Genomic DNA, 24,040 nt, shown 5'->3' on the forward strand with positions numbered 1-24,040 from the left:
AGGCTTCAGTCTTCCCTCTCGCCCCTCGCATGATCCAGCAGTTCCCGCAGCAGCCGTTCATCGCCCGGCTCCAGGGAGGTGACGAAGCGGGCCAGCACCGCCTCACGGTCGCTCTCGCCGTCCAGCACCTTGCGCATCTTGTGCGCGGCCAGGCCCGCCTGGTCCGAGGCCGGGGTCCAGGCGAAGGACCGGCCGGCGCGCTCGCGGGTCACCGCGCCCTTGGCCAGCAGCCGGGTCAGGATCGTGATCACCGTCGTATAGGCAAGGTCACCGCCGAGGCGCTCCTGCACCCAGCCCGCACTCGCCGGGCCGTCCGCCTCGCGCAGCACAGACAGGACAAGCGCCTCCAGCTCCCCCTGCCCCCGTCGCCGGGAACCCCGCTGGTCCGTCACGCCCTGTCTCCCTTCTGCCGGCCCCGAATCCACGGGCGGCCATCGTATAGACGCCCCGGCGGCCACCCACCGCACCGCGGATTATGTGCAGTACTCACACTGCATCATCTACATAATTGTAGAAGATAGGCTGCCCGGATGGGTCCGTCTGGACCGCATAGACGACACCAGTACACGAGGAGAGAGGGCAGACATGGGCTTCATCGCATGGCTGGTTCTGGGACTGCTCGCCGGGGCCATCGCCAAGGCCATCCTCCCCGGGCGCGATCCTGGCGGACTCATCGGCACGACGCTCATCGGCATCGCGGGAGCCTTCCTGGGCGGATGGCTCTCGGCAAGGTTCCTCGACCGGCCGGTGCAGCGGGAGTTCTTCGACGCCGCCACCTGGGGCTCGGCCATCGCGGGCGCTCTGGTCCTGCTGATCGGTTACCGCCTCCTCTTTGGCAACTCCCGCGACTGAACCACCCCTTCACCATTTTCTACATTGCTGTAGATTTTAAGCCCGGGCCGCGCCGGCCCCGACCTGACACATCGAGAAGGAGTTCACCGTGGGAGTTTCCCTGTCCAAGGGCGGCAACGTCTCGCTCAGCAAGGAGGCGCCGGGCCTGAGCGCGGTCCTGGTCGGCCTGGGCTGGGACGTGCGCACCACGACGGGCACCGACTACGACCTCGACGCCTCGGCCCTGCTCCTGGACGCCTCCGGCAAGGTCCTGTCCGACCGGCACTTCGTCTTCTACAACAACCTCACCAGCCCGGACGGTTCGGTCGAGCACACCGGCGACAACCTCACCGGTGAGGGCGAGGGCGACGACGAGTCCGTCAAGGTGAACCTCGCGGCCGTGCCCGCCGAGGTCGACCGGATCGTCTTCCCCGTCTCCATCCACGACGCCGAGAACCGCGGCCAGAGCTTCGGCCAGGTCCGCAACGCCTTCATCCGCGTCGTCAACCAGGCCGGCGGCGCCGAGATCGCCCGATACGACCTGTCCGAGGACGCCTCGACGGAAACAGCCATGGTCTTCGGCGAGCTCTACCGCAGTGGCCCGGAGTGGAAGTTCCGCGCAGTCGGACAGGGCTACGCCTCCGGGCTGGCCGGCATCGCCGCCGACTTCGGCGTCAACGTCTGACCCAGATAACCGCCCGGCCGGGCTCGCGCCCAGCAGCGGGCCCGGCACACCGCTGCCCCGCACCGATGCCCCTACCCGCCAGGAGATTCACGTGAGCAATCCGGCCGGCCTCCGCCCCGAGGACCGGGCGGACTTCGAAGCCGTACTGCACCTGGCGCTGAGCACCCCGGACATCCGCAGCGCCCTGCGGGCCGATCCGACCGGCGGGGCCACCGCCCGCCTGCGCCTGCGGGCGCTCGCGGACGCCGACGAGATCGCGACCGCGGCACAGGGCGAGTATCACGCGTATCTGACCCGTCTCTTCCTGAACGCGTCCGCCGAGGAAACCAAGGACGGCGCCAATGCAGGCTTGCTGCCCGCTCTTGCAGTGCTCACACCCCTGGTGGCCGGCCCGTCCGGCGCGGTCCTGTTCGTACTCGGCTACGTGCTCCGACTGGCCGATGCACGAGGGACACTGCCCGGCTCGCTGGTGACGGTCGGCTGGATCCTCGGCCTCGTCGCAGCCCTGAGCGCACTTGTCGCCCTCGTCTCACTGCTGGGCGCCGCGGTACTGGGACGCGGCGGTTCCGCGCACTCCGCCCGGCTGGAGCAGGCACGGCTGAACTGGCAGCAGGCCCTGCTGGAACGCGGCGTGCTACCCCATCTGCGCCGGTACATCGGCGAGGATCTGGCCCTCCGCCCCACTCGCCCCCATGGTGCCGAGCCTCCGAGGACCGGATACTGAGACCGCCGCTCGCAGCCGCGCATTGCGTCAGGCGCCCGGCAGCGGAACGCCAGGGGTGGCGTCTGGCTACAAGGCGGCGTGGGCGAGACTTGCACAGTGGCACGCACAGACGAGACCGGCCAGGCCGCCCCGCACGTGTCTGCATTCGACACGGCGCCGAGCCCTCATCCTCCACCCGGACAGGCCATCGGGCCGGTTGCACGTATGCCGCGCTGGCTGCCGCGCGCCATGGTGCTCGCGCTCGCCTTCATCGCCGCGTTCCAACTGGCCGGCTGGGCATTCCATCACCTCATCGGCCTGCTGATCAACATCCTCATAGCCTTCTTCCTCGCCCTCGCGATCGAGCCCGCAGTGAGCTGGATGGCCTCCCGCGGGCTACGCAGGGGACTGGCCGCCTTCCTGGTCTTCCTCAGCCTCGTGATCGTGACCGCCGGGTTCGTCACACTGCTCGGCTCCATGCTCACCGAGCAGGTCATCAAGATCGCCGAGGACTTCCCGGCCTACCTCGACTCCGTCATCAACTGGATCAACACCCACTTCGACACCAAGCTGAGGCGCGTGGACGTCCAGGAGGGCCTGCTCCGTTCCGGCTGGCTGCGCAACTACGTGCAGAACGGCGCCACCGGCGTCCTGGATGTGTCCGCCCAGGTCCTTGGCGGGCTCTTCCAGCTGCTGACGATCACGCTGTTCTCGTTCTACTTCGCCGCGGACGGCCCGCGGCTGCGCCGCGCGATCTGCTCCGTCCTGCCGCCCGCCCGCCAGACCGAGGTGCTGCGCGCGTGGGAGATCGCCGTGGACAAGACCGGCGGCTACATCTACTCGCGCGGTCTGATGGCCCTCATCTCCGGAGTCGCACACTACATCCTGCTCCAGGTCCTGGACGTGCCGTACGCGCCCGTGCTCGGCGTCTGGGTCGGTCTGGTCTCGCAGTTCATCCCGACCATCGGCACGTATCTCGCGGGCGCCCTGCCCATACTGATCGCCTTCACGGTCGATCCCTGGTACGCGCTGTGGGTGCTGATCTTCGTGGTGATCTACCAGCAGTTCGAAAACTACCTGCTGCAGCCCAAACTGACCGCCAAGACCGTCGACATCCACCCAGCGGTCGCCTTCGGCTCGGTCATCACCGGTACTGCCCTCCTCGGCGCCGTCGGCGCCCTGATTGCCATCCCAGCGGTCGCCACACTCCAGGCATTCCTCGGGGCATACGTGAAGCGCTACCACGTCACAGATGACCCCCGAGTCGAGGGCCATCGCAGCAGGGGCTCCCGCACGAACCTCGCTGGGCGCGTCCAGAGGCTGCTGGAGCAGAGGACTGGAGAGCGGGCGACGGCGGACAACGAGAAGCCCTCGACCCGGGGGCCTTCGTCCACCGTCGGCAGCTGAGCCAGGTGGCCGTCCTCCTTTTGCACAGCACCGGATGTCCCACTGCCGACCCAGCCGCATGCCCGGAGCAGCCCTCCGTTTATGTGCAGCCACGGTTCTTCCGTCCGGCGCATGGGGTCCCCGGCGGGCGTACCTCAGGAATCCCGGGTTGGACGATCCGCAGCCGACTCACCCCCGAGGCCGCCCATGCACGGCGCCAGTCGGGGAATCTCCAACCGTTGACATGGGCCCATGGCCGGCACCTGTACGACGTCCTAGGCATCCAGAGCGCGACGCAGTGACCCTCCTTGCCGGCGCCCGAACGGCAGGGGCCAGCCACCTCTCAGCCAGCCCGCCGAGCTGAACACAAGAACTTGACCAGGGAAGTCGGCGTGGCTCACGTGTCGGTCGACTCGGCGCCGTCCTGTACAAGGGCGCGCAGCAGGGTCCAGCCCGGCGCTTGGTCCTCGGGCCGGACGGGGCGGTGAAGACCTCGGCCTCAGCGAAGATCGGCTCGCCGTTGGGTCGGCGGACGTACGGCACGAATCCGTAGTCGACACTTCCAGCCAGCCTCTGCAGGGTCGCTCCGGGCCCTGGCGGAGAGCGGCTATTCGCTCCCGCATGATGAGCAACTTGGCCCAACCCCGTCGTACACCTCAAAGACGCGCGACAGCACCAGGTGTTCGAGGGTGCTCCGGGCTTGGGCTCTCACGTGCGTGGCGATCACCCGTGTGCCGCGCGTCCGCGCTGCGCGCAGCGCCATGAAGAACACCGCACCACCGTCGCTGCTGAGGTAGGTCACCTCACTCAGGTCGATCTCAAGGCGGATGATTCCCGGACGCAGAAGTTCTTCGAGAGCCTTCCCTGTCTGCCCCGCGTTCTCGGAGGTGATCTCCCCCGAGAGGTGGACAACAGCACGGTCTGGGGTGGATTCGGCTCTGAACGGACGGCTGCGGAACGGATGCAGCAGGCGGCTTCCCATACTCAGCAGCCGGTGATGCCCATGGTGTTGCCATGCCGAAGAAAAAGGGTCTGGCATCCGGGGCTCCAGGGCAGAGGGCGGGCAACTGCCGACCAGGCTTCCCGGCGCACCTGAGGGTCAGCGTAGGCGCAGGTCGCCGCGTCCGCCTCACGGGCTGTCGCCGGTTGAGCCGATCGGTATCTGCGGTCTTTAAATCCAGCCCCGCCGTCACCGTTGCCGGGATCCGGCAATATCACCGTGCTCATTGTGCCTATTAGTGATCTGTCAAAAACGCGTCAAGGGCGGGTAGGGTTCCCCTCGGTGTGCCGGGAAGCCTGGTCGGCGAGCAGGGGATCACTCTCTCTTCCGATCGGGGGTAACCGTCATGGTGCTCGTGGCCGTGTTCGGCGCGGCGCTGCTGGTGGCGGCGCTGTTGTCAGGTCTGGCGGCACGCACGGTGCTCTCCACGTCCTTCCTCTTCCTGGTCGGCGGGGCCCTGGTCAGTGACGGGTTCCTCGGCCTGATCCACATCACGCCGGACAGCGAGATCGTCGCCGTTACGGCCGATCTGGCGCTCTTCGCGGTGCTGTTCACCGACGGCATGCACGTATCGCTGCCCAAGCTGCGGGCCAACTGGAGGAACCCCGCCCGCGCCCTGGGGTTGGGCATGCCGCTCGCGTTCGCCTTCACGGCGCTGATCACGCACTTCCTTGTAGGCCTGGACTGGACGACCTCGTTCCTGGTCGGAGCGGTCCTGGCGCCGACCGACCCGGTGTTCGCCTCAGCGATCGTCGGACGCCGGGAAGTGCCGGCGAAGCTGCGGCAGTTGCTGAACGTGGAAAGCGGCATCAACGACGGGCTCGCTCTTCCGGTCGTCCTCATCCTCATCGCGGCCGCGGGTCCGACAGCGGACAGCGCGGAAGCGTCGCCGGGGAAGATCGCCCTGGAACTGCTGCTCGGCCTGGTCTTCGGTGTCGCGCTGCCGCTGCTCGTCAACGGCCTCGTACGCTTCCGCCTCCTGGGCGCCGAGCCGAAGCTGCAGCCGCTTCTGCCGCTGGCGACCGGGATCATCCTGTACGCGGTGTGCCACCTCACCCACGCCAACCCATACCTGGCGGCGTTCTCGGCGGGCGCGGCGCTGGTGCACGTGTCGCCGGAGGCGAAGGAGTCCTTCGAGCCGCTGGGAGAGGCGCTGGCGGAGCTGGCGAAGTTCGCGGCGCTGTTGGTGTTCGGTGCGTTGCTGACTCCGCAGTTGTTCGGTGACCTGTCGTTCGGCGGCTATGTGGCGGTGTTTTTGGCGATCGTGCTGATCCGGCCGACTTCGCTGCTGCTCTCGCTGATCGGTACGAGCCTGTCTCGCAAGGAGAAACTGGTGGCGGCCTGGTTCGGCCCGAAGGGCTTCGCCTCCGTGGTCTACGGCCTGTTGGTGCTTCAGTCGGGCATCCCGCAGGCCGAGGAGGCCTTCACCCTGATCGCCGTGTGCATCGCCTTCTCGATCATCGCGCACAGCTCGACGGACGTACCGATCGCCCGCGCCTTCGACGTCGACGACCTGGCCGGAATCCCGTCCGGGCGCGAGGACACCGACGCACGCCCCAAGGAGATCCAGGCCAATGCGCGCACATGAGCTGGCCAGCCCTTACCCCACCGTGTCCGCCGACGACGACGCGCTCGACGCGGCCCGCCTGCTCGTACGGGAACAGTTGCCCGTGCTGCTGGTCCTCGACCGCGACGACTACCCATACGCAGCCGTGCCGTCCGCCCGTGTGATCAGCGCCCTGCTGCCCTGGTACATGCGGGACGGGCCGCTCCTCGCCGCCGAAGTCAACGATCACTTCGAGGAGGAGGCCAGGGAGGCGATGACCGGACGGCCGGTGGCCGAGTGGCTGCCGCGCGGCCGCGTCACACCCCCGGTCGTCGGCCCAGACGCCGCGCCATCACAGATCGCCGTACTGATGGCCCGTAAGGACATCCCCCTGGTCGCGGTCGTCGAACGCAACGGCGACAAAGCCACGTTGATCGGCGCGGTCACCGCGGCCGCCCTTCTGGAGCACTTCATCGGAGGATCGTGAGGGACTGGCACAGCTGGGCGGCAGTCGTCGTGTTCGTCGGCGCGTACGCCCTGATCATCAGCGAGAAGATCCACCGCGTCGCCGTGGCGCTCGGCGGCGCGGCCCTGATGCTGGCAATCGGTGCGACCGACGACAAGTCGGCCTTCTACTCCGAGCACAGCGGCGTCGACTGGAACGTCATCTTCCTGCTCATGGGCATGATGATGATCGTCGGCGTACTGAAGAAGACCGGCATGTTCGAGTACCTGGCGATCTGGTCCGTGAAGCGAGCACGAGCCAAACCCTTCCGGGTCATGGCCATGCTCGTCGTCATCACGGCGGTCGCTTCGGCACTGCTGGACAACGTGACCACCGTGCTGCTCATCGCACCAGTGACGCTGCTGGTCTGCGAGCGCCTGGCCCTGCCGGCCGCCCCCTTCCTCATCGCCGAGGTCATGGCCTCGAACATCGGCGGCACCGCAACCCTGGTCGGCGACCCACCCAACATCATCATCGCCAGCCGCGCCGGCCTCACGTTCAACGACTTCCTGGTCCACCTCGCCCCGATCTCGGCGATCCTGATCGTCGTCTTCGTCCTGATGTGCCGCGTGATGTTCCGCAAGACCTTCGTCTACGACGAGGACCGCGCCGCCGAGGTCATGGCGCTGGAGGAACGCGAGGCCATTCGCGATCCCCGGCTCCTCGTGCAGGGCCTGATCGTGCTCGCGCTGGTCGTGGCGGGCTTCGTCCTGCATCCGGTGCTGCACTACGAGCCCAGCATCGTCGCCCTGCTCGGCGCCGGACTGCTCATCGCCATCTCGTCGGCGGAAACCGGTGACGTGCTCAAGGAGGTGGAGTGGCCCACGCTGGCCTTCTTCGCCGGGCTCTTCATCATGATCGGCGGGCTGATCGAGACCGGCGTGATCAGCGAGGTTTCCAAGTCCCTGGCCGACGCGATCGGTGACAACGAACTCGGCGGCTCCATCACGCTGCTGAGCGCGTCCGCAGTCCTCTCCGGCATCGTCGACAACATTCCGTACGTCGCCACCATGGCCCCCATCACCAGCGACCTGGTGCAGAACATGGGCGGCGGCAGCGACCACGTCATGTGGTGGGCCCTCGCCCTCGGCGCCGACCTGGGCGGCAACGCCACAGCGATCGGCGCCAGCGCCAACGTCGTCGTCCTCGGTATCGCCGAACGCAACCGGCAGCCCATCTCCTTCTGGCAGTTCACCAAGTACGGGCTTGTCGTCACCTTCGTCACCGTGGCCATCGCCCTCGGCTATGTGTGGCTGCGCTACTTCGCGCTCGGCTGACCTGTTGCCTGCCGGACATGCCACGGGAACGACCACTCGGACCGGAAGGAGTACGCGCACGGACGCATCGCTCATGGCACCCGTGGCTGCCGTCGCCATGCTGGTGATCCGAACCGCACTGGTGGAGATCCGTCACCCGGGAAGCGCGCGCCGACAGTGGTGCTTCCTTGCCCGCCGCCAACCGATGATTTCCGGGGCCACCGTGGCTGTGCTTCTCTCCGTCGGCGGCTGGCGGGCAGCCGGCTTCGCCTCCGTGGCCTGGGCGGTGCTGGCCGGGGCGCTCATCGCCCACATCGTCCACCTGTCCACCGCGCCGGCGGCGGACAGGCCCAGGGACCGGAACGGGGGACGTCATTGAACTGGCGCGCCCTGGTGTGCTCCACATCGTCGACCTCGTCGTCCCGAAGATGAGGCACCGAAGACTCCGGGAGAGGAGATCCGGGTGAGTCCGTCCATGTGGTTCAACGGCCTTGCCGCTGCCTCCGCGAGAACACCTGTCGAGATCGTCCTGCTCGATCCCGACGACCACCTCGTCGGGCGCCTGCGCTTCCGTGCCTGTCCGGCGTGCCGTACAGGGCGGATACTGGACATCTGGGTGTGCGACGCCTGGCAGCACCAGGGGCTGGGCCGCGAGCTCGTTCATTCCCTCCTCGCCTATCACCCCGGCTACCGGTGGAACACGACGTTGCAGACCCGGGACGGGCGGGCCTTCTTCCTGGCAATGGTCCAGGAGACCACGATCGCCCTGCCCCACGGCGGCCCCTTGTGCTGCCACCTGACAGGATCCTTCCGGCGGACATGGCGCACTCTGCTGGGCCACCGAACGCCCCACTGACCTGGTGCCCAGTCACGTTTCAGCGAGGGCAGCGATCTTTGCACGGCGAGGACGATCTTTGCACGGCATCCCGACCCGCGTCGCTGCCGTCAGTGCTTCACGTCTCAGTCGTCGAGGCGGCTGATCCCCGCCGCCCCACCAATGTGGTGCAGGGCTCGGGCGCGGCGCCGCGTGTCGCGGATACTCCTGGTGGCGACCGCCTCGATCCGCTGCGCCTCCGCGCTGTTCTCTGGCCGCCGGCGCTCCCTGCGGACGAGAACACCGATCGCCCAGGCCATGAGCACGGCAAGCGCGATGCCGAGGATCACCGCGAGCATCGACGTACCCTCCGTTTCCCCTGAGTCATGCGCCGATCCTGCGGCCTCAATCCGTTCCGCGTCATGGATAGTTCTCGGCACCATCGCGCCGTGAATGCTTTCCGCACCTCGGCAATCGCCACGCGCCCGCGCTGACGGCCAGCGCAGGCCGCCAGGTCACACCTCGTTGTCCGGCCAGCCCAGAAGTCGCGCGCCGATCACCGCGGTCTGCAGGGTGTAACGGTGGACGGAGTCGGCCGGGTTGGCTCCAGTGAGCTTGTGGATGCGCTCCAGGCGGTAGGTGAAGGCACGCACGCTCAGGCTCAGGCGGCGGGCGGCCTCGGCCGCGACGCAGCCCGAGTCGAAGTATGCCGTCAGCGTGTCGACGAGCGACTGGGCACCGCCACGCGCAGACTCCAGTGGTCCCAGGGTGTTGCGGACAAGGTCGGCCATGGCCTGCCGGTCACGGGTCAGAACCGGGTAGACGAGCAGGTCGGCGGCGCGCAGCACCGGCTCTTCGATGTGCAGCCGGTGGGCCAGATCGAGGGCGTTGAGGGCCTCTTCGTAGGAGTGGACGACTCCCCCGGCGCCCGGGTGGGGGCGTCCGATGGCGACCTGCCCTCCGTCGGTGGCCGCGTGTGCCTGCTTGGCGAAGAACGCCAGGACCTCGTCCTGTTCTCCGGGGGCGATGCAGACCAGCCGACCGTCCTTCGTCGTGAGCAGGATGCGCCGCTCACCAAACCTGGTGATCACGGCGCTCTCCACCTGCCGAGTGGCCGGATGCGTGTCCTCCACCGGCTTACCGCCCTGAGCGACGGCGACCGCATGGGCACGGGAGAGGAGCAGGCCGAAGCGCTCGGCGCGCTCGGAAAGGCGGCCCAGATCGCTGCGTCCGTAGAGCAGGTCGTCGATGAACTCCCGGCGTATGCCTTCCTCTTGGCGCACGGCGAGCCCCTGCGCGCGTTCATGGCCTTCGGCGAAGGCGTCGATCGCCTGCTCGACGACGGCCAGGACACGATCGGTGTCTGAAGAAGTGGGGGTGGGCCAGTGCTCCCGGGTCACGGACAGATGCCGGCGGACGAGGGCTCGTAGCCCGAGTCCGGCTTCGGCGGCGCCCTCTCCCCGGGTCCGCAGGGACTCCAGTTCGTCCCGCGTGAGGCGGCGGCCTGTCCCGCACGCCTCGGCCAGTATCCGGGCATAGCCCTCCAGATACTCGTCGGGTACCTCACGCCCCGTCACCCGGCCTCCTCGATTCTTGACGCGCTGCTGGCGTATTCCTAACGCACGAGGGACAAGAGTGGCAGACCCCCGGACGGTGGGAGAGCCCGGCATGAAGTGTGGGCGTCTACGTTGCCGGTGTGAGGCAATGCGGAATCGGCGATGTCGCTGCCATGATGTTCTCGGCAGAAACCGGGGCGAGTCCGGTGCCGGGCCACGGAAGTCCGGCACCGGGTCCCTTCCGGCCGCCGACGAATCGGGGTGAGGCAGGTGCAAGAGATCGCCGACACTGCCGTCGGCTTTCCCACGGTCACGTTCACCGCCGCGCTCGTTGTGATCGCCGGATTCTGGCTGCGGGTCCTGCTGGGCAGAATTCAACGCGACAGCTTCGACTCCGATGTGGCCACCGACGCACCGGGCGGGTACGACCTGCCCGTGGCTGCTGCGGCCTCCTTCGTGATCGCGCTGGCGTGGATGTTCAGCCTCGGCGGCTCGGTGTTCCTGCGTCGTTCCGAGATCCCCGGACTCCTGTACGCCCTGCTGGCCGTGACTGTCCTCGTCGGCTCCGTGGCGCTCGCGTATGTCGTCACTCGTGTGGCGATGTGGGCGTCACACAGCGAGTGGCCGGACCTGAGCCACACCGACGCGGCACGTAATCGGCCCGAGTTGTAGAACGCGCACGGAAATGAAAGATCGATATGCCATAAATTAGATGATTTCCTTGCATTTTGTGCGGTGCGGGCGCCTACCCGCACCGCATCTGGCAAGCAGGGAAATCATGAGACGGGCCACCCGAAAATGCGACCGCCCTGCCACCGTCTCCGGCGCATTGGCTGAGGCAGCGCCGGTGTACGCCGACTCGGCCGCGGACGGCACCGCGGTCGGCTCGCCCGCTACGCAGGAATCGCCGGGCGTTGTTTCCTGCTTCGGGATCCAACTCCCGAAGAACCGCAGTCGGCTCCGCACCCGGTCGGCCGGGCCCCGCAGCAGCATGCCGTGGTCTCTTCCCTTGCCGACACCGGCACGGACGGCACGCTGACGAGGAACCCCGGGGAAGCGGGGGTACAGAGGTCCGTCGGAGGTGTCCGAAGGGACCTCTGCTGTGCGGGGCCGAGCGACGAGACGAGACAACCTCCAGAGGCTGGCCGGATCTCCTTCACGTGCCCGGTGAGGGGCTTGTCCGTTGCTCATTGGTGGCGAACAGCGACTCGACGAGTTCCAGGGGCAGTTGCTGCATGTCCTTGCGGATCAGCTCCGGTACCTGGTCGTTCCACTGTTTCGCCGCGCCGTCCAGCGCTTTGGAGAAGGCCCCGCGTGCCCGCCGTCCCATGAACGTCATGGCGAGGGGGAGCAGCGGGCGGGTGAAGGAGCGGCCCTTGACTCGTACCGTGACGGTTACGCGCCAGCGTCCGTCGCCGGCCGGGCGCGGCACGGCTGTCACCATGGCGCGGGCGAGCGCGTGGTCGAGTCTGCCGGTCAGGGGTGTGGCCCTCGGACGGCCGCGGCCTGCTGCCTGCGGCCACCACTTGCCGAGGTCGAGGTGCAGGCGTCCGCTGCCGCTGGTGTACTTCGTCCATGAGTCGCCGCCTACCTGCACCTTCACCGAGAGCCTTGCCTCGCGCGGCCGTTCGGCGCTCGTGAGTCGGAGCGTGCAGGCCATGTGGCCGGGGCCACCGGGATCGTCGTCGAGCGTGACGAGTTCCAGGGCCGTCTCCCGCTTGCGGTCCCAGGCGAGGATCGTGAGCGTCTGGTCGATGTCCGGTCCGCTGCCGTCGTCGTTCTCGGGGTGATAGCGGGCGCCCGGTCGCAGGTGGGCTCCCTGGGCCAGGAGTAGTTCGGGCAGCCTCCGTCCGTCGGGCAGCCGTAACCGTGCATCTTCGGCTTCGATGCTTTCCGCGAGGTCGTGGAGCGTGACGACGCACGACTCGAACCAGGAGCGGGGCACGGGGGCGAGTGTCACGGTGTGCTGAAAACGAACCATCTGCCAAGGGTCACTGGTCTATGGGTGCTGGGTCAGTGGGGCGGTCAGGCAGTGACCGGCTCGGTCTGGTTGCCGGGTTCCGGGCGTTCCGCTCGGTGTTCCCGGTCATCAGGAGCTGGTCTGTTCCGTGGTCTCCGGGTCGCCGTGCTCACCGAGCCAGCGGGCGAGCTTGCCGCGTCGGCCGACCGCGCGCAGGCGGCGTTCGGCGGCCTGCCGCACCTTCGGGGTGGTGATCAGGAGGAGTTCGTCACCCATGCGCAGCACGGTGTCGTGGCCGGGGACGGTGGTGGCGCCGTCCCGGACGATCAGCGTGACCACGGTCGGCGACGGCAGGCGCAGTTCGAAGATGGCCACACCGTGAAGGCGTGACCCGGCGGGAATGCTCACGGTGAGCAGGTCCGCGTCCAGGGCGTCCAGCGGAGCGGTCTCCACCTCGATGTCGCGCAGGGCGCCCGGTCTGGTCAGGCGCAGCAGCCGGGCGGCGGCGGGCAGGCTGGGGCCCTGGACGACGGTGAAGATGACCACCAGCACGAACACGATGTTCAGCAGGTTCCGGGCGCCATTCACCCCTTCGACGATGGGGTAGGTGGCGAGCACGATCGGCACTGCGCCGCGCAGGCCCGCCCAGGAGATGAAGCCCTGCTCTCGCCAGGGGACGCGGAACGGCAGCAGGCAGGCCAGCACGGACAAGGGCCGGGCAGCCAGCAGCAGGACCAGGCCGACGGCGACGGCCGGACCGATCGTGGCGGGCAGTTCGCTGGGGTCCACGAGCAGGCCGAGCATGACGAACAGGCCGATCTGGGCGAGCCAGCCGACGCCTTCGGCGAAGGAGCGGGTGGCGGCGCGGTGTGGGAGCTGGGCGTTGCCCAGGACGAGCCCGGCCAGGTATGCGGCGATGAAGCCGCTGGCGTGCGCCGCTCCGGCGGCGGCGAAGGCCACGATGCCGAAGCCGACGGTGGCCAGCGGATACAGGCCGGTGGCAGGCAGAGCGATGTTGCGCAGGGCGGCGGCTCCCAGGCGCCCGATCGCCAGCCCGAGCACGCTGCCCACAGCCAGCTCGTAGACGAGATGACCGGCGATGTCCGCCGGACCGGGCACGTCGGCGGTGGCGGTACTCAAGGCCAGTACCAGGATGACGGTCGGGGCGTCGTTGAATCCGGACTCGGCCTCCAGCAGGCTGGTGACCTTCTGCGGCAACGGCAGGACCCTCAGTACGGCGAACACTGCGGCGGCGTCGGTGGAGGAGACGATCGCGCCCAGCAGCAGCGCCAGGTGCCAGTCCATGCCCAACAACCAGTGGGCGCCGGCCGCCGTGACCGTGACGGAGACGGCGACCCCCGCGGTGGCCAGCACGCCGGCCGGCAACAACAGGCGCCGGACGTCGGGCCAGTTCGATGTCAGACCGCCCTCGACCAGGATGACGGCCAGCGCCGCCGTACCCAGGGCCTGTGCCAGTTGCGCGTCGTCGAAGTGCAGGCCGAGCACGTCCTCCCCGACGACCACGCCGACGGCCAGGAACAGCAGCAGGCTGGGCAGACCGGCCCGGTGGGCGGTGCGGGCGGCGGCGATGCTGGCAAGCAGAACGGTGCCGCCGATGAGCAGGGTCAGGTAGAGGTCCTGCAGCGTCACAGGGCCGCCCCCGCGTCGAGCCTGTCCCGTCGGCAACTCGCTGAGTCGCCGTGGCGGACGGCTGCCGTACGAACGGCACAGCCACTGCGGATCCAGCCCGGACCTGGCCGGTTGCGCCGGGCCCAGGGCCGTTGCCACGGTTCGGCTCTGCCACGGGCAGGGAGAGGCCACGATCGGCCCGGCGAGTTCCGGCACCGGCCGGGCCGAGGCCCCGACTCTCCCGTGCCGTGCACGACACCCGTGCTCGGCCTCCCCCGGGAGACTCTTTCGCCGGTCACGGACCTCTCCTCCCTGACAGCCGCTCAAAGCGAGCCATGTCGACAAGTCCTGCACAGGGCACGGCCAAGATGGCCGTACTGACGATCAGGAGACAGCAGGCCGTCACGGTAGCGCGGCGCGGCGGCGCCTCCGGGACGCACGGCGCATACTCCTGACGAAGACCGGTTGCTGTGGGCGGCGGGATCCGTCCTGTTCGGCCAGGCGGCGAACCGACAGGTGTCCGCAGACAGGGGGCCGATCCGTCTCGCTCCGCCTCCGGGCAGTTGCGTAGGGTGTCGGGGGCAGCTGGACTCGGATCTGAGGGGCCTGGGCGGGGTATGGCGGACGAGCGGCTTCGACGGTCCGGGATCGTGGGCTACTGGCGGGCGGTCGAGTTGTTCAGCCCGCAGATGATACCTGTCGTCTCGGCACGTGATCGGGTGTACGCGGTGGCGGCGGACGGCCCACTCCCCTGGGAGGCGGGACACGCACTGCGCTCAGTGCCTCTGGAGTCCGGCTTCGTGTGGCAACACGTGGTCTACGGCGGGGCGTACGCACTCCGCGCGGTGCGCGACACCCTGCTGGAGGTCTTCGGCGAGAGCGAGGAGGACCACGACGGACGGATGGACGGCGAGAGCGCGCTGTTCGCTCTTACGGTCACCGACGAGGGGCGACTGCTGCTCGACTCCCCCGTGCTGTCCACCTGCGCCTGGGCCACCGGGCGCGTGTTGTCGCCCGGGCCGTCCAGCCACTCCTGGCTGGACGGGTTCGACGACGAGACCGACATCTGGTTGACGCGAGCCGCTGAACTCGGGGAACTTCCAGCCGATGAGCCGCCGGACGTCGGCTTGGATGCGGAATCCGATCGCGCCGACGACGAGGACAGTGAAGAGCGGGTCGGGCAACGGCGGCTGTCGGCCAAGGAGTTGCTGGCGTTCGTTCGCGAGGTGGCCGAAGCCTGGGGCGTGGCGCAGGCGCTGGGCCCCGAGGAGGTGCGGGTGCGGAGCGTGGCGGTGCGGCAGGGCCATGCGGGGGACGCCGACCAGCAGGACTTCCTGAACAGTTTCATCGCCGCGGACCTGGACCTGGTCGCCCGTGCACTGCGCACGCAGGAGCCTGGTGCTGGGCTTGCCGCGTACCTCACTCCCGGTGTCGAGGTGAACACCGCGTGGCGCATCGACCTGCGGCAGCGGCCCGAGGTGGCGTTGGACGGAGTGACGCCCGCTGCCGCACCCGCAGGGCGGTGGCCGACCGAGCCCGGACATCCGCTCGCGCTGAGCCAGCAGTTCGCCGTCAACACCGTCCAGGGGCAACTGGGCGAGGCAGGCGGCCTGTTCGCGGTCAACGGTCCCCCCGGCACCGGCAAGACCACCATGCTGCGCGACTGCTTCGCCGCCGTGATCGTGGAGCGTGCGACGCGGCTGGCCTCACTGCGCCTGCCGTCGCAGGCCTTCGCCGACCGTGCCCCGTACATGTGGAAGAGCGGTGACTACACGCGCACGGTGACGCCGCTGCGCCCGGAGTTCACCGGCTTCGAGATGGTGGTGGCCTCGGCGAACAACGGTGCGGTGGAGAACATCTCGACCGAGATCCCGGCCCGTCAGGCCCTCGGTGAGCCGTGGCGCGAGGACGCCGACTTCTTCGCCGAGCAGGCCACCCGGCTGCTCGGCGGCGTCCCGGCGTGGGGCGTGGTCGCGGCCCGCCTGGGCAGCAAGAAGAACCGCCTGGAGTTCGTCAACCGGCTCTGGCACGGCAAGTACCGGCTCACGGACCACGATGCGCCGCCCCCACCACGCGGGCACCGCCGTCGTGGCCGCGACGCCTGGGTCGACAGCGAACACGGGGTGGCACACCTCCTGCGCGGCTACCTCAAGACACCGCACAGCGGAGTGTGGCGCGCGGCCAAGGAACGCTTCCACACTGCACTGGCCGACGTCGAGCGGCTGCGCACCGAACGCCAGGCCGCCGCTACGGCACTACACGAACTGCCTACTGCGCGGACCGGCCTGCGCACGGCAGAGGAGGTCGCCGAACAGGCTGCCGCGCGGCTGGGAGAGTGTGACGCCGCGGTCCTCGAGGCTGACCAGGCGCTGCGTCATGCCCAGATGCTCCTTGCGGAGGCAGAAGGCCGCCACGCGGCGCATTTCGAGCGCCGCCCGGGCCTGATCGTGACCCTGTCCACGTGGGGGCGGGCGGCTCGTGCCTGGCACCGCACCGAACGGGATCTCGCCGCACAAGAGGAAGAGCAGCGCGTCGTACGGGACGGTGTCCGTGCGCGGCTGGACGAGGCTGGGCGGGCCGCGGCCATTGCGGTGGCCGAGGGGGTCGCGTGCGAGCTGGCTGTTGACGAGGCCGTAGCCCGCGTCGACCGGCTTGCGGAGGAGGTGGCCCGGGCGCGCTCCCGCTGGGGCGCACATGTGCCGCACGAGGACTGGCTGCGGGACGACACCATCCGTGAGTTGGCCGCGCCCTGGGCGGATGCGGAGATCACCCGGGCCCGCAGCGAACTGTTCCTGGCCGCCCTCGGCCTGCACGAGGCGTTCCTGCGCTGCACCGCCCGCACCATGTACGCCAACCTCATGGCCGCGATGGACGCCGTAACCGGCGCCGTACCCAAGACGGTTCCCGAGGAACATCTGCGGGCTGCCTGGCAGAGCCTGTTCCTGCTGGTACCCGTCGTCTCGACGACGTTCGCCTCCTTGGACCGGGTCTTCGGCCGGCTCGGCCGCGAAGCACTTGGCTGGCTGTTCATCGACGAGGCCGGCCAGGCCACTCCGCAGATGGCGGTGGGCGGCATGTGGCGGGCGAAGCGCACCGTGGTTGTCGGCGATCCGCTGCAGCTCGAACCCGTGGTCGTCCTGCCCTGGACCGCGCAGCGTGCCCTGCGTGACGACCACGGTGTGGGCGAGGAGTGGGCGCCCGGCCGCACCTCCGTGCAGCAACTGGCCGACCGCACCAACCGCTACGGCACCCTCCTGCCCGCCGAACTCCCCGACGGCTCCCACGAGGTGTGGACCGGCGCCCCACTGCGCGTCCACCGCCGGTGCGACGACCCGATGTTCAGCGTCAGCAACGCCATCGCCTACGACAACCTCATGGTGTACGGCACCCCCGACCGAGGCCCCTACCCCTACGGCCCCCGCAGCTGCTGGGTACATGTGACCGCCGCCGAAGCCGACGGGCACTGGATTCCCGAGGAGGGGCGGGCGCTGCGCCGCATCCTGGGGCGACTGCGCGACGACGGTGGTGTCGACCTGGCCCAGGACGTGTACGTCATCAGCCCTTTCCGCGCTGTTGTAGCCGGTGCGCGGAAGACCTGCCGGGACCTGATACCCACCGGGCGGGTCGGCACGATCCACACCACCCAGGGCAAGGAGGCCGACGTCGTGATCCTCGTGCTGGGCACCGACCCGCGCCGCCCCGGCGCCCGCGCCTGGGCCGCTTCGCGCCCCAACCTTCTCAACGTCGCCGTCAGCCGCGCCAAGCGCCGCCTGTTCGTCATCGGCGACCGCGACGCCTGGCGCGACCAGCGGTTCTTCGCCACCCTCGCCGACGCTCTGCCCGCCCACGCCTGGCAGGCCGACGGGCAGCGAGGGTGACGTCAGATCCTGGTGTCAGGCGAGTGCGGAGACCGCCGACAGTGTGGACGCGATGAGGGAAACCAGCCCGGGCACCCCTCCGCACTTCTCCTTGATCTTCTCCAGCAGGCCCGTGGCCACGACGCGCCCCTCGGGACTGTCCAGCTTCTGCTCGGCCGCCATGTCCAGGAAGCCGACGCACACCTCGTAATCGTTGACGTGGTCCCGTTCCTGCTCCATGCCCTGGCGGATTCGGACCAGCAGCTCACCGATGGCCTGTAACTCATCGCGGCCGATGCCGGAGTTGTCCTGACTCTGCGTGGAGTGGATGGCGCCCGGCTGGTTCTGCACGTTCTGCATGGACCCGCTGTTCTGGATACCCGAGTTGGAGCCGCCGGGTTGTGCCTTGCGACCGAACCTCACGTTGCCCCTCCTGCCGACTGCTGGGAGCCCACCGCTCCCGGCTGGTTCTGGACGTTGCTCATCTCGCCCGTGTTGATGATGCCGTTGTTGAGGACGACCGTGATCTGTTCCCGGTAGGCGACGGTGTCGACGTTGTGGTCGACGAGGAAGCCTTCGACTGCGGCGAGGACCCGGCCTTGCATCATGTCGATGTAGCGGCGGGCGTCGTCGTACTGGAGCATGTCGTCCATGTACCGGGTCGAATAGACCTCGCGCAGGCTCACCGGCCCCTTCCCCGGATCCTGTGCGGGACGTTGCTCACTGCTCTTGGCCCGTCGGAACAGCCCCACGAGGAACCAGCCCGTGTCCACGGCGGCGAGATACGCCGTATGCCTGCGCGAGGACCATCCCGTGTTCCTGGACTTCTTCTCCGCCTCCCGCAGATCGGGGTGGACCGGGTTGACCACATGCGGGCGGACCACGACCCGCAGATAGTGGTTCTCATAGGCGAAGCCCACGAAGAGGGACGCCACCAACTCGCCGTCCCAGGACGTCATCCGCGCGCACAGGAAACGCCGGGCGACCTTCGGTGCCCGCTGCGCATCCGCCGCCCGTACCCCGTCCCGTGCCAGCGTGACCAGTCCCTCCCACCGCTCGGCCGTCAGGCTGTCCCAGCGTTCGGCGGCGATCGCCGCAACCCCGAAGACCTCCTGCGAGCTGTCGGGGTGGAAGTCGGGCAGCGGATCGGTGGGACGCTGCAACTCCCGCGCCACATGAGCGTGCAGATCGTCCGGAGTGAAACGGACCACCCCGTCACCCCGTACCGCTCCCGCCAACAGCTGCTCCACACTCGGTAGAGCCCGGGCGGGGGCGTTCCCGTCCACCGTGTCCTGGCTGCCGTCCCCGTCCTCCGCCTTGGCGGGCATCACGTCGATGCCGATCTGGGTCTCGAACCAGACCTTGCCCGCACCGACGAAGTGATACTTCGCTCCGGCACTGCGGATCTGATTCTGATACGGCACGACCTCCCCGTACGACGCGTCCCGGATCCGCTCCACCGCACCGCGGAACCGGCGCGGCACGCCCGCACCCCATGCCTCGGCCTGGTCGGCGCCGATGACCGCGCGGAGCAGTCGCTGCGCGAGCACCCGGTCGGCGCAGAACGCCGCCCACACTCCCAGCAGGGCAACGGCCGGGCCGAGGTAGGCAATAGGCGCGAAGAGGAAGGCCCCACCTGCCGCGAAGGCCAGGACGGTCAGGGCGCGGCGCAGCCACAGCAGCCGCTCGGCCTGCGCGCACGCCGTCAGTACGGCCTCAAGGTCGAACCCCTGCGACGGCACAGGACGTCCGCCGGCAGCTATCCGGCGGCGCATCCAGCGCGCGTACTCGTGGCCCACGAGCACCCGCGGCTGTTTGGGGGAGGTCGGTTCGCTGTCCTCCCCCGGATCCTTCAACTTCTCCAGCGCGGCTTCCTGCTGCGCGAGAGCCCGCTTGGCAGCCTGTTCCAGCTGTCGTTGGCGTACGGCCTTCGGGGTGAGTTTGTCGCCGAGCTGCTTGGTCTTCTTGCGGCGCCACTTCTTGAGCTTGTCGGCGAACTCCGCGGCTCTGTCCGGCCGTAGGTGCGCGGCGGCGCACAGTAGCCGAGTGGGTTCGGTCATCCCGCCCTGCCCGGCACCGACTGGCACGGCCCCGTTCCTCCCCGGCCGTGGGACGACCGGTACCTTCAGCAGTGACCAGTTTTCGTCGGTGGATCTTGATAAATCACTGTCCATGCAGCCCCCCGCCCGTGAGTACGACGACCGATCGTCCCCCAAGGACCCGGACGCTGCCTACTACATGCAACTACCGCAATCCATCCGAAATCGGCGGTATGTAAAGGGAGTTCCTGGACTACGGTGCCACGGCACCCGGACGTGTTCGTGGATGAGCTCCCAGCAGTTCAGCCAGCCCCTGGCGGGTGGCCGCGAGAACCACCCGGTCCTGGGGGCGCAGTACGTAGCCGGGGTGAAGGTCCCAGAGCAGGCCGCTGGGATGCTCGTCGCCGTCGTACGACGGTGAGACGGCGAGGTCAGGCAGCCGCTCGTCCGGGGCGGCGGAGTCGATGGCCAGGACACGCCAGGCACCGGGGCGGAACGCCTCGGCCACCGTGCGACCTTCGAGCTGTGGATGGCCGGCGACGTCGAGCGCGGCGAAGACCAGCACCCGCCGTTCGACCGGGATCGCGCCAAGGATGCGGCGGCCCATCATTGCCCCGGCGAAGGCGGGAGCGGCGAGGGTCGAGACACTGCGGCTGCGGGTGAGGGCAGCGGGGTGGGCGGCGCGGAGAGTGCGGTAGACGGCGGCGGCGAACGTGTCGTCGTACAGGCGCAGCGCCGCGCGTACGCGGGGTGCGATGGAACGGGCGTACAGAGCGGCTTCGAGATTGGTGGTGTCGCTGCTGGTGACGGCGAGCAGAGCATGCGCGCGCGGTGGATCTTTGCCGCCTCCAGGACGCCTTCCTGGGTGACGTCACCGATCACCGTGGGCACGCGCAGTCGGCGCGCCAACGGGATACCGCGCGCCTCGGGGTCTTCCTCCACGCACACCACCGGGATGCCGAGCTCGTGCAGCCTGGCCAGGACGCGGGAGCCGACCTTGCCGAGGCCGAGCAGGACGACGTGGCCGGACAGCCCGCGCGGTGGGCGGCGCAGCGCGGAGGCGGTGCGGAAGGTGCCGAGCCCTTCCAGTACCGCGGCGAGCAGTACGGGCAGCAGGAGCAACCCTGCCAGCCCGGACAGGAGTTGGAGGACCTGACGGGCGACGGGCGCGTCGAGGGCGGGGTCGCCGATGGCGAAGATGTCGAGGAGCGTGAGGTAGGCGGCGTGCAGGGGGTGATCGCCGGTGGTCAGCCAGGACGCCACCGCCAGACCGAGGACGCTGAGGACGAGTCCGGCGAGGACCCAGCGCAGCCGGCGGGAGAAGAGCGAGCCGAGCGGCAGGCCGCGTCCGGCGCGGCGGGACGGGCCGGCGTGGGTGACGGTTTCCAGGACGACGGTTCCGCGTCCGGTGGCGGCGGCGACAGCCTCGTCGTCCGGCAGCAGCAGCGGCCCGTCCTGGCCGCTGGCATCCGAACCTTCCGTTCCCGCCGGGTCGTTGGTGGTGGCGGAGAGCAGGGCGAGCGTGCACAGGCCGGGGTCGGCGACTTCGCCGCGTCCCGGTGGGATGCGTTCCACGGCGCGCAGCAGCAGACCGTCCGCCTGAACGACCTTGCTGGTGCCGGTCACTGCGGTGGCCACCAGGGAGGGGGCCGCGGTATCCGCGTCGGACAGGACGGTGGTCGAGGTGTCCAGTGCGGCCGGGTCGAGCCCGGGGGAGGCGACCACCGCCGCCTAGTCCAGCAGGTCGGCGAGATGCTGGCCGAGCTTGCGGTCGTAGAGCCGAATGACCAGCCGCAGGCGGGGGTTGAGACGGCGGGCGGCGAGGGCGGCGCGGATGTTGGTCTCGTCGTCACCATGGACGAGGGCGAGCGCGTCGGCCCGCTCGATGCCGGCCTCGGTCATGGCGTCCTCGTCGAGAAGCGGGGCTTCGAGGACGCGGACGCCGGGCGCTGTCTCCGCGCCGGCCGATCGGTTCACGAGCGTCTGCATCCGGGCGAGCAGGTCGGCGGCTCAATTTCGTCGAGCGATGCCCGTTCCGGTGTCGGTGGTGCCGCGCAGCGACGGTACGACGACGATGACCCGCACCCGGTACAACTCGCGCAGTTCAGCTGCCAGGCGCTCGGCGAGGGCGTCGTCGCCGCACACGACCATGTGGCCCGTCGTTGCCGTGCGTTGCCCTTGTCCGGGAAGTGACGGCACGTGTCTCACTGGGGCAACCTCCTGGCCATGTCATTGCCGATCGGGTGGGTCCACCGGCCATCGCATACGAGTCGGCGCACATCCACTCCACGGATATCGGTACCAGTTGGGGCCACGGTGGCGTGCACGTCGCCGAGAGACCGTAATCGATCACGAGTGAAGTCCCGCGCCCATCGGCTTGCTCACCGATGATCACGGGCGCAGTTCCTGGTGCTGGTCAGTGCCCGCCTTCCGCCCGATCTGTGAGGCCGAGCCGACATGAAGCGTTGGAGGCCTCGCTGGCGGCCGGCGAGCTGGACTGGTCCAGAGCCTGTGCGGACGGCTCCCACGGCGCGCGAAAAAGGGGGAGCCGATACCGGGCCGTCACCGGTCGACCGGCGGAAGTCGGGCAGTGAGCACCATGTGATCTGCGACGGACGCGGGCATCCCGCTGAAGGTCATCGCCACCGCGGCCAACGTCAACGACGTCACCCAGACCCTCGCCCCTGGTCGACGGCATCCCGCCCGTCACCGGACGCCCGGGCCGGCCCCGCCGACGCCCCCAACATCGAGGGCTTGGGCAAGCTCCGTCACGTCGTCGCGCAGACCTTTGCGCTGCTCCACCACTGCAAACGACTCGCCGTCCGATGGGAACGCCGCACCGAACTCCGCGATGCATTCGTCTGCCTCGCCTGCAGCCTCATCTGTACTGACGGCTCAAAAGGGCTGCCGCTCCATGATCGAAGAAGGTCTCATGGCGGCAATGTCCATCGGAGAGGGTGGTACGTACCCGAAGGCACCCTCCACGCGCCCGTGCGCTACTCACCCGTCTCGCGGTCCTGACGACCCTGGGCGAGAGGCTCGTTGTAGTTGATCACGACCGGCGCGTTCGCCTCCGCCCGTGCCCGGTCGGAAGCCGCCGCCATCTCCTCGTAGGTCCATTCCTTGTACAGACGCTCGCCATGGGCATCGGTGATGTCGACGACCATGCGGGTCCACTCCTCGGCGGGCTGATCGGGGACGAGTCCCAGTTCGTACGTGGCGTTTTGGAGGAGGGATTCGGTGACGCGTATGCCGGTGAGTCTCTCGGCCAGAGCGAGGACCGCCGCCTTCCCGTCGACGGCCGGGGCGTACTCGTCGTGCTCTCCCTCCGGAGTCAGCGGGAAACCGACTGCCCGCAACAGAGCAACCAGTTCATCGGGGCTGCTGCCATCGCGTGCCGAGGGGCCCTCGAACGTTGTACGGAGCTCACCGTCCTCGAACCAGTGGAAGAGGTGGATGGGCTTGCCGCCGTTGCTCGAGTGCGCCACGACCCGGCCGCCCTCCGACAACGTCTCCGCACACGGCATCCCAAGGCCACCGTCAAAGCCGAGGACAACTGTCCAGTCGCCGTCCTCGCCCGGGGCCTTGAAGGCGCCTGCGACGTAGGACTCGTCCCAGTAGTCGTAATCTACCTCGGCACGGTGAGCGTCATCCGCCTCGATCAGCCCGGCCGAGCCCTCCCCGATGCCGCGCGGTTCCGCCTCCATCGCACGCAGCACCTCCTGCGGGCTCCTCCCCCGTACCAGTGTCAGGGTGTATCCACTCTCCATCATGTGGCGGAAGATCGGCGAGGTGCGGATCCACGCGTAGTCGTGTGAGGCCACCAAGTTCATACGGCGCAGTGTGCCTGATGCCCCTGACAATGCCCGCCATGCCGGTTCTCATGGCTGGAGCCGGGACTCGGGCTGTGCCCAATCCGTGTCAGCCACATGATCGCGTCACGAGCTCTTGGCCTCGCGCATTCATGGAGCGGCCTGTCGGCAGGCGGCCAGGGAACAGAAAGTGCCCCTGACCAGCCAAAAGCGATCCACGAACACGCGCTGAAGGTCCCCGCCTCAAACCTGGACACCGGCCGTCGAGACTGACGGCGAGGCCTGTGACGGACGAAAAGACTCGACCGGGAAGGCCTTGAACACGGTGGCATCCACATCCTCGATGACACCGTCAACGCGCTTGGCCGAGCAATTGTCAATTCCTGTGGATCACCGTGGGGATCTTCAAGTAGCCCGCAGCCATTGATCGAGGACTACGAAGTCTTCGTTGGTGAGGCCGC

General features: G+C 69.0%; 20 protein-coding genes and 1 pseudogene. 11 read left to right on the forward strand and 10 right to left on the reverse strand.

What is annotated here, in order from left to right; translation table 11 throughout:
• Positions 1 to 5 precede the first annotated feature (5 nt).
• Positions 6 to 392, reverse strand: a complete 387-nt coding sequence (locus ACIP6U_RS47910) for a BlaI/MecI/CopY family transcriptional regulator (RefSeq protein ID WP_401729762.1) — start codon at positions 390 to 392, stop codon at positions 6 to 8.
• 193 nt (positions 393 to 585) lie between these two features.
• Between ACIP6U_RS47910 and ACIP6U_RS47915 the strand changes: the two genes are divergently transcribed.
• From ACIP6U_RS47915 to ACIP6U_RS47930, 4 genes are all read left to right on the forward strand, one after another.
• Positions 586 to 852, forward strand: a complete 267-nt coding sequence (locus tag ACIP6U_RS47915; RefSeq protein ID WP_401729764.1) for a GlsB/YeaQ/YmgE family stress response membrane protein — start codon at positions 586 to 588, stop codon at positions 850 to 852.
• Between the two features lie 88 nt (positions 853 to 940).
• Positions 941 to 1,516: a TerD family protein gene (locus ACIP6U_RS47920; protein WP_401729766.1), complete on the forward strand. Its 576-nt coding sequence runs from the start codon at positions 941 to 943 to the stop codon at positions 1,514 to 1,516.
• A 91-nt stretch (positions 1,517 to 1,607) separates the two neighbouring features.
• Complete coding sequence (locus ACIP6U_RS47925) at positions 1,608 to 2,240, forward strand: hypothetical protein (RefSeq protein WP_401729767.1); 633 nt, start codon at positions 1,608 to 1,610, stop codon at positions 2,238 to 2,240.
• 96 nt (positions 2,241 to 2,336) lie between these two features.
• The gene (locus tag ACIP6U_RS47930; protein WP_401729768.1) at positions 2,337 to 3,626 is read left to right on the forward strand and encodes an AI-2E family transporter; all 1,290 of its coding nucleotides are present in this window, start codon (positions 2,337 to 2,339) and stop codon (positions 3,624 to 3,626) included.
• A gap of 586 nt (positions 3,627 to 4,212) precedes the next feature.
• Here the strand turns inward: ACIP6U_RS47930 and ACIP6U_RS47935 are convergent.
• Positions 4,213 to 4,644, reverse strand: a complete 432-nt coding sequence (locus ACIP6U_RS47935) for an STAS domain-containing protein (RefSeq protein ID WP_401729770.1) — start codon at positions 4,642 to 4,644, stop codon at positions 4,213 to 4,215.
• 307 nt (positions 4,645 to 4,951) lie between these two features.
• Between ACIP6U_RS47935 and ACIP6U_RS47940 the strand changes: the two genes are divergently transcribed.
• The 5 genes from ACIP6U_RS47940 to ACIP6U_RS47960 all read left to right on the forward strand — a co-directional run bounded on the left by ACIP6U_RS47940 (position 4,952) and on the right by ACIP6U_RS47960 (position 8,768).
• A complete protein-coding gene (locus ACIP6U_RS47940) occupies positions 4,952 to 6,193 on the forward strand; it encodes a cation:proton antiporter (protein ID WP_401729772.1) in 1,242 nt (413 codons plus the stop codon).
• The gene (locus tag ACIP6U_RS47945; protein WP_401729774.1) at positions 6,180 to 6,638 is read left to right on the forward strand and encodes a CBS domain-containing protein; all 459 of its coding nucleotides are present in this window, start codon (positions 6,180 to 6,182) and stop codon (positions 6,636 to 6,638) included. Before ACIP6U_RS47940 ends, ACIP6U_RS47945 begins: the two co-directional genes overlap by 14 nt.
• Positions 6,635 to 7,933 (forward strand): SLC13 family permease, encoded by a 1,299-nt coding sequence (locus tag ACIP6U_RS47950; protein WP_401729776.1) that lies wholly within the window; start codon positions 6,635 to 6,637, stop codon positions 7,931 to 7,933. Before ACIP6U_RS47945 ends, ACIP6U_RS47950 begins: the two co-directional genes overlap by 4 nt.
• Positions 7,934 to 8,006: 73 nt before the next feature.
• A complete protein-coding gene (locus ACIP6U_RS47955) occupies positions 8,007 to 8,291 on the forward strand; it encodes a hypothetical protein (RefSeq protein ID WP_401729777.1) in 285 nt (94 codons plus the stop codon).
• An 84-nt stretch (positions 8,292 to 8,375) separates the two neighbouring features.
• Positions 8,376 to 8,768, forward strand: coding sequence for a GNAT family N-acetyltransferase (locus ACIP6U_RS47960; RefSeq protein ID WP_401729778.1), 393 nt, complete (start codon positions 8,376 to 8,378; stop codon positions 8,766 to 8,768).
• Positions 8,769 to 8,872: 104 nt separating this feature from the next.
• Here ACIP6U_RS47960 and ACIP6U_RS47965 read toward each other — a convergent pair whose 3' ends face one another.
• Positions 8,873 to 9,085 carry a hypothetical protein gene (locus ACIP6U_RS47965; RefSeq protein ID WP_401729780.1) on the reverse strand — a complete coding sequence of 71 codons (213 nt, stop codon included), beginning with the start codon at positions 9,083 to 9,085 and terminating at the stop codon, positions 8,873 to 8,875.
• A 156-nt stretch (positions 9,086 to 9,241) separates the two neighbouring features.
• The gene (locus tag ACIP6U_RS47970) at positions 9,242 to 10,303 is read right to left on the reverse strand and encodes a PucR family transcriptional regulator (protein WP_401729782.1); all 1,062 of its coding nucleotides are present in this window, start codon (positions 10,301 to 10,303) and stop codon (positions 9,242 to 9,244) included.
• 249 nt (positions 10,304 to 10,552) lie between these two features.
• Here ACIP6U_RS47970 and ACIP6U_RS47975 point away from each other — a divergent pair, with 249 nt between their 5' ends.
• Positions 10,553 to 10,954 carry a hypothetical protein gene (locus tag ACIP6U_RS47975; RefSeq protein WP_401729783.1) on the forward strand — a complete coding sequence of 134 codons (402 nt, stop codon included), beginning with the start codon at positions 10,553 to 10,555 and terminating at the stop codon, positions 10,952 to 10,954.
• Between the two features lie 484 nt (positions 10,955 to 11,438).
• Here the strand turns inward: ACIP6U_RS47975 and ACIP6U_RS47980 are convergent, their stop codons facing one another.
• Together ACIP6U_RS47980 and ACIP6U_RS47985 are read right to left on the reverse strand one after the other, a co-directional pair.
• Positions 11,439 to 12,263, reverse strand: a complete 825-nt coding sequence (locus ACIP6U_RS47980; RefSeq protein WP_401729786.1) for a hypothetical protein — start codon at positions 12,261 to 12,263, stop codon at positions 11,439 to 11,441.
• 108 nt (positions 12,264 to 12,371) lie between these two features.
• Entirely contained in the window at positions 12,372 to 13,892 is a 1,521-nt protein-coding gene (locus ACIP6U_RS47985) for a potassium/proton antiporter (protein WP_401729788.1), read from the reverse strand.
• A 596-nt stretch (positions 13,893 to 14,488) separates the two neighbouring features.
• Between ACIP6U_RS47985 and ACIP6U_RS47990 the strand changes: the two genes are divergently transcribed.
• Entirely contained in the window at positions 14,489 to 17,749 is a 3,261-nt protein-coding gene (locus tag ACIP6U_RS47990) for a DEAD/DEAH box helicase (RefSeq protein ID WP_401729790.1), read from the forward strand.
• A 15-nt stretch (positions 17,750 to 17,764) separates the two neighbouring features.
• On the opposite strand, the gene ACIP6U_RS47995 is transcribed toward ACIP6U_RS47990, so the two are convergent.
• The 4 genes and pseudogenes from ACIP6U_RS47995 to ACIP6U_RS48010 form a co-directional block, all read right to left on the reverse strand.
• Positions 17,765 to 18,151, reverse strand: coding sequence for a hypothetical protein (locus ACIP6U_RS47995; RefSeq protein ID WP_401729792.1), 387 nt, complete (start codon positions 18,149 to 18,151; stop codon positions 17,765 to 17,767).
• On the reverse strand, positions 18,148 to 19,788 hold the full coding sequence (locus ACIP6U_RS48000; protein ID WP_401729795.1) for a hypothetical protein: 1,641 nt from the start codon (positions 19,786 to 19,788) through the stop codon (positions 18,148 to 18,150). Before ACIP6U_RS48000 ends, ACIP6U_RS47995 begins: the two co-directional genes overlap by 4 nt.
• Positions 19,789 to 20,020: 232 nt before the next feature.
• Positions 20,021 to 21,918, reverse strand: a pseudogene (locus ACIP6U_RS48005) (NAD-binding protein).
• Between the two features lie 845 nt (positions 21,919 to 22,763).
• Entirely contained in the window at positions 22,764 to 23,600 is an 837-nt protein-coding gene (locus ACIP6U_RS48010) for a DUF6461 domain-containing protein (protein WP_401729797.1), read from the reverse strand.
• Positions 23,601 to 24,040: the final 440 nt, after the last annotated feature.

It is taken from the genome of Streptomyces sp. NPDC088794, assembly GCF_044750545.1.
Classification (GTDB): Bacteria; Actinomycetota; Actinomycetes; order Streptomycetales; family Streptomycetaceae; genus Streptomyces.

Excerpts from the sequence above, each read along its gene's own strand:
- ACIP6U_RS47955 (WP_401729777.1), top strand. The coding sequence starts at position 8,007 with ATGGCACCCGTGGCTGCCGTCGCCATGCTGGTGATCCGAACCGCACTG.
- ACIP6U_RS47965 (WP_401729780.1), bottom strand. The coding sequence starts at position 9,085 with ATGCTCGCGGTGATCCTCGGCATCGCGCTTGCCGTGCTCATGGCCTGG.
- ACIP6U_RS47980 (WP_401729786.1), bottom strand. The coding sequence starts at position 12,263 with ATGGTTCGTTTTCAGCACACCGTGACACTCGCCCCCGTGCCCCGCTCC.
- ACIP6U_RS48010 (WP_401729797.1), bottom strand. The coding sequence starts at position 23,600 with ATGAACTTGGTGGCCTCACACGACTACGCGTGGATCCGCACCTCGCCG.
- ACIP6U_RS47940 (WP_401729772.1), top strand. The coding sequence starts at position 4,952 with ATGGTGCTCGTGGCCGTGTTCGGCGCGGCGCTGCTGGTGGCGGCGCTG.
- ACIP6U_RS47945 (WP_401729774.1), top strand. The coding sequence starts at position 6,180 with ATGCGCGCACATGAGCTGGCCAGCCCTTACCCCACCGTGTCCGCCGAC.
- ACIP6U_RS47915 (WP_401729764.1), top strand. The coding sequence starts at position 586 with ATGGGCTTCATCGCATGGCTGGTTCTGGGACTGCTCGCCGGGGCCATC.
- ACIP6U_RS48000 (WP_401729795.1), bottom strand. The coding sequence starts at position 19,788 with ATGACCGAACCCACTCGGCTACTGTGCGCCGCCGCGCACCTACGGCCG.
- ACIP6U_RS47935 (WP_401729770.1), bottom strand. The coding sequence starts at position 4,644 with ATGCCAGACCCTTTTTCTTCGGCATGGCAACACCATGGGCATCACCGG.
- ACIP6U_RS47990 (WP_401729790.1), top strand. The coding sequence starts at position 14,489 with ATGGCGGACGAGCGGCTTCGACGGTCCGGGATCGTGGGCTACTGGCGG.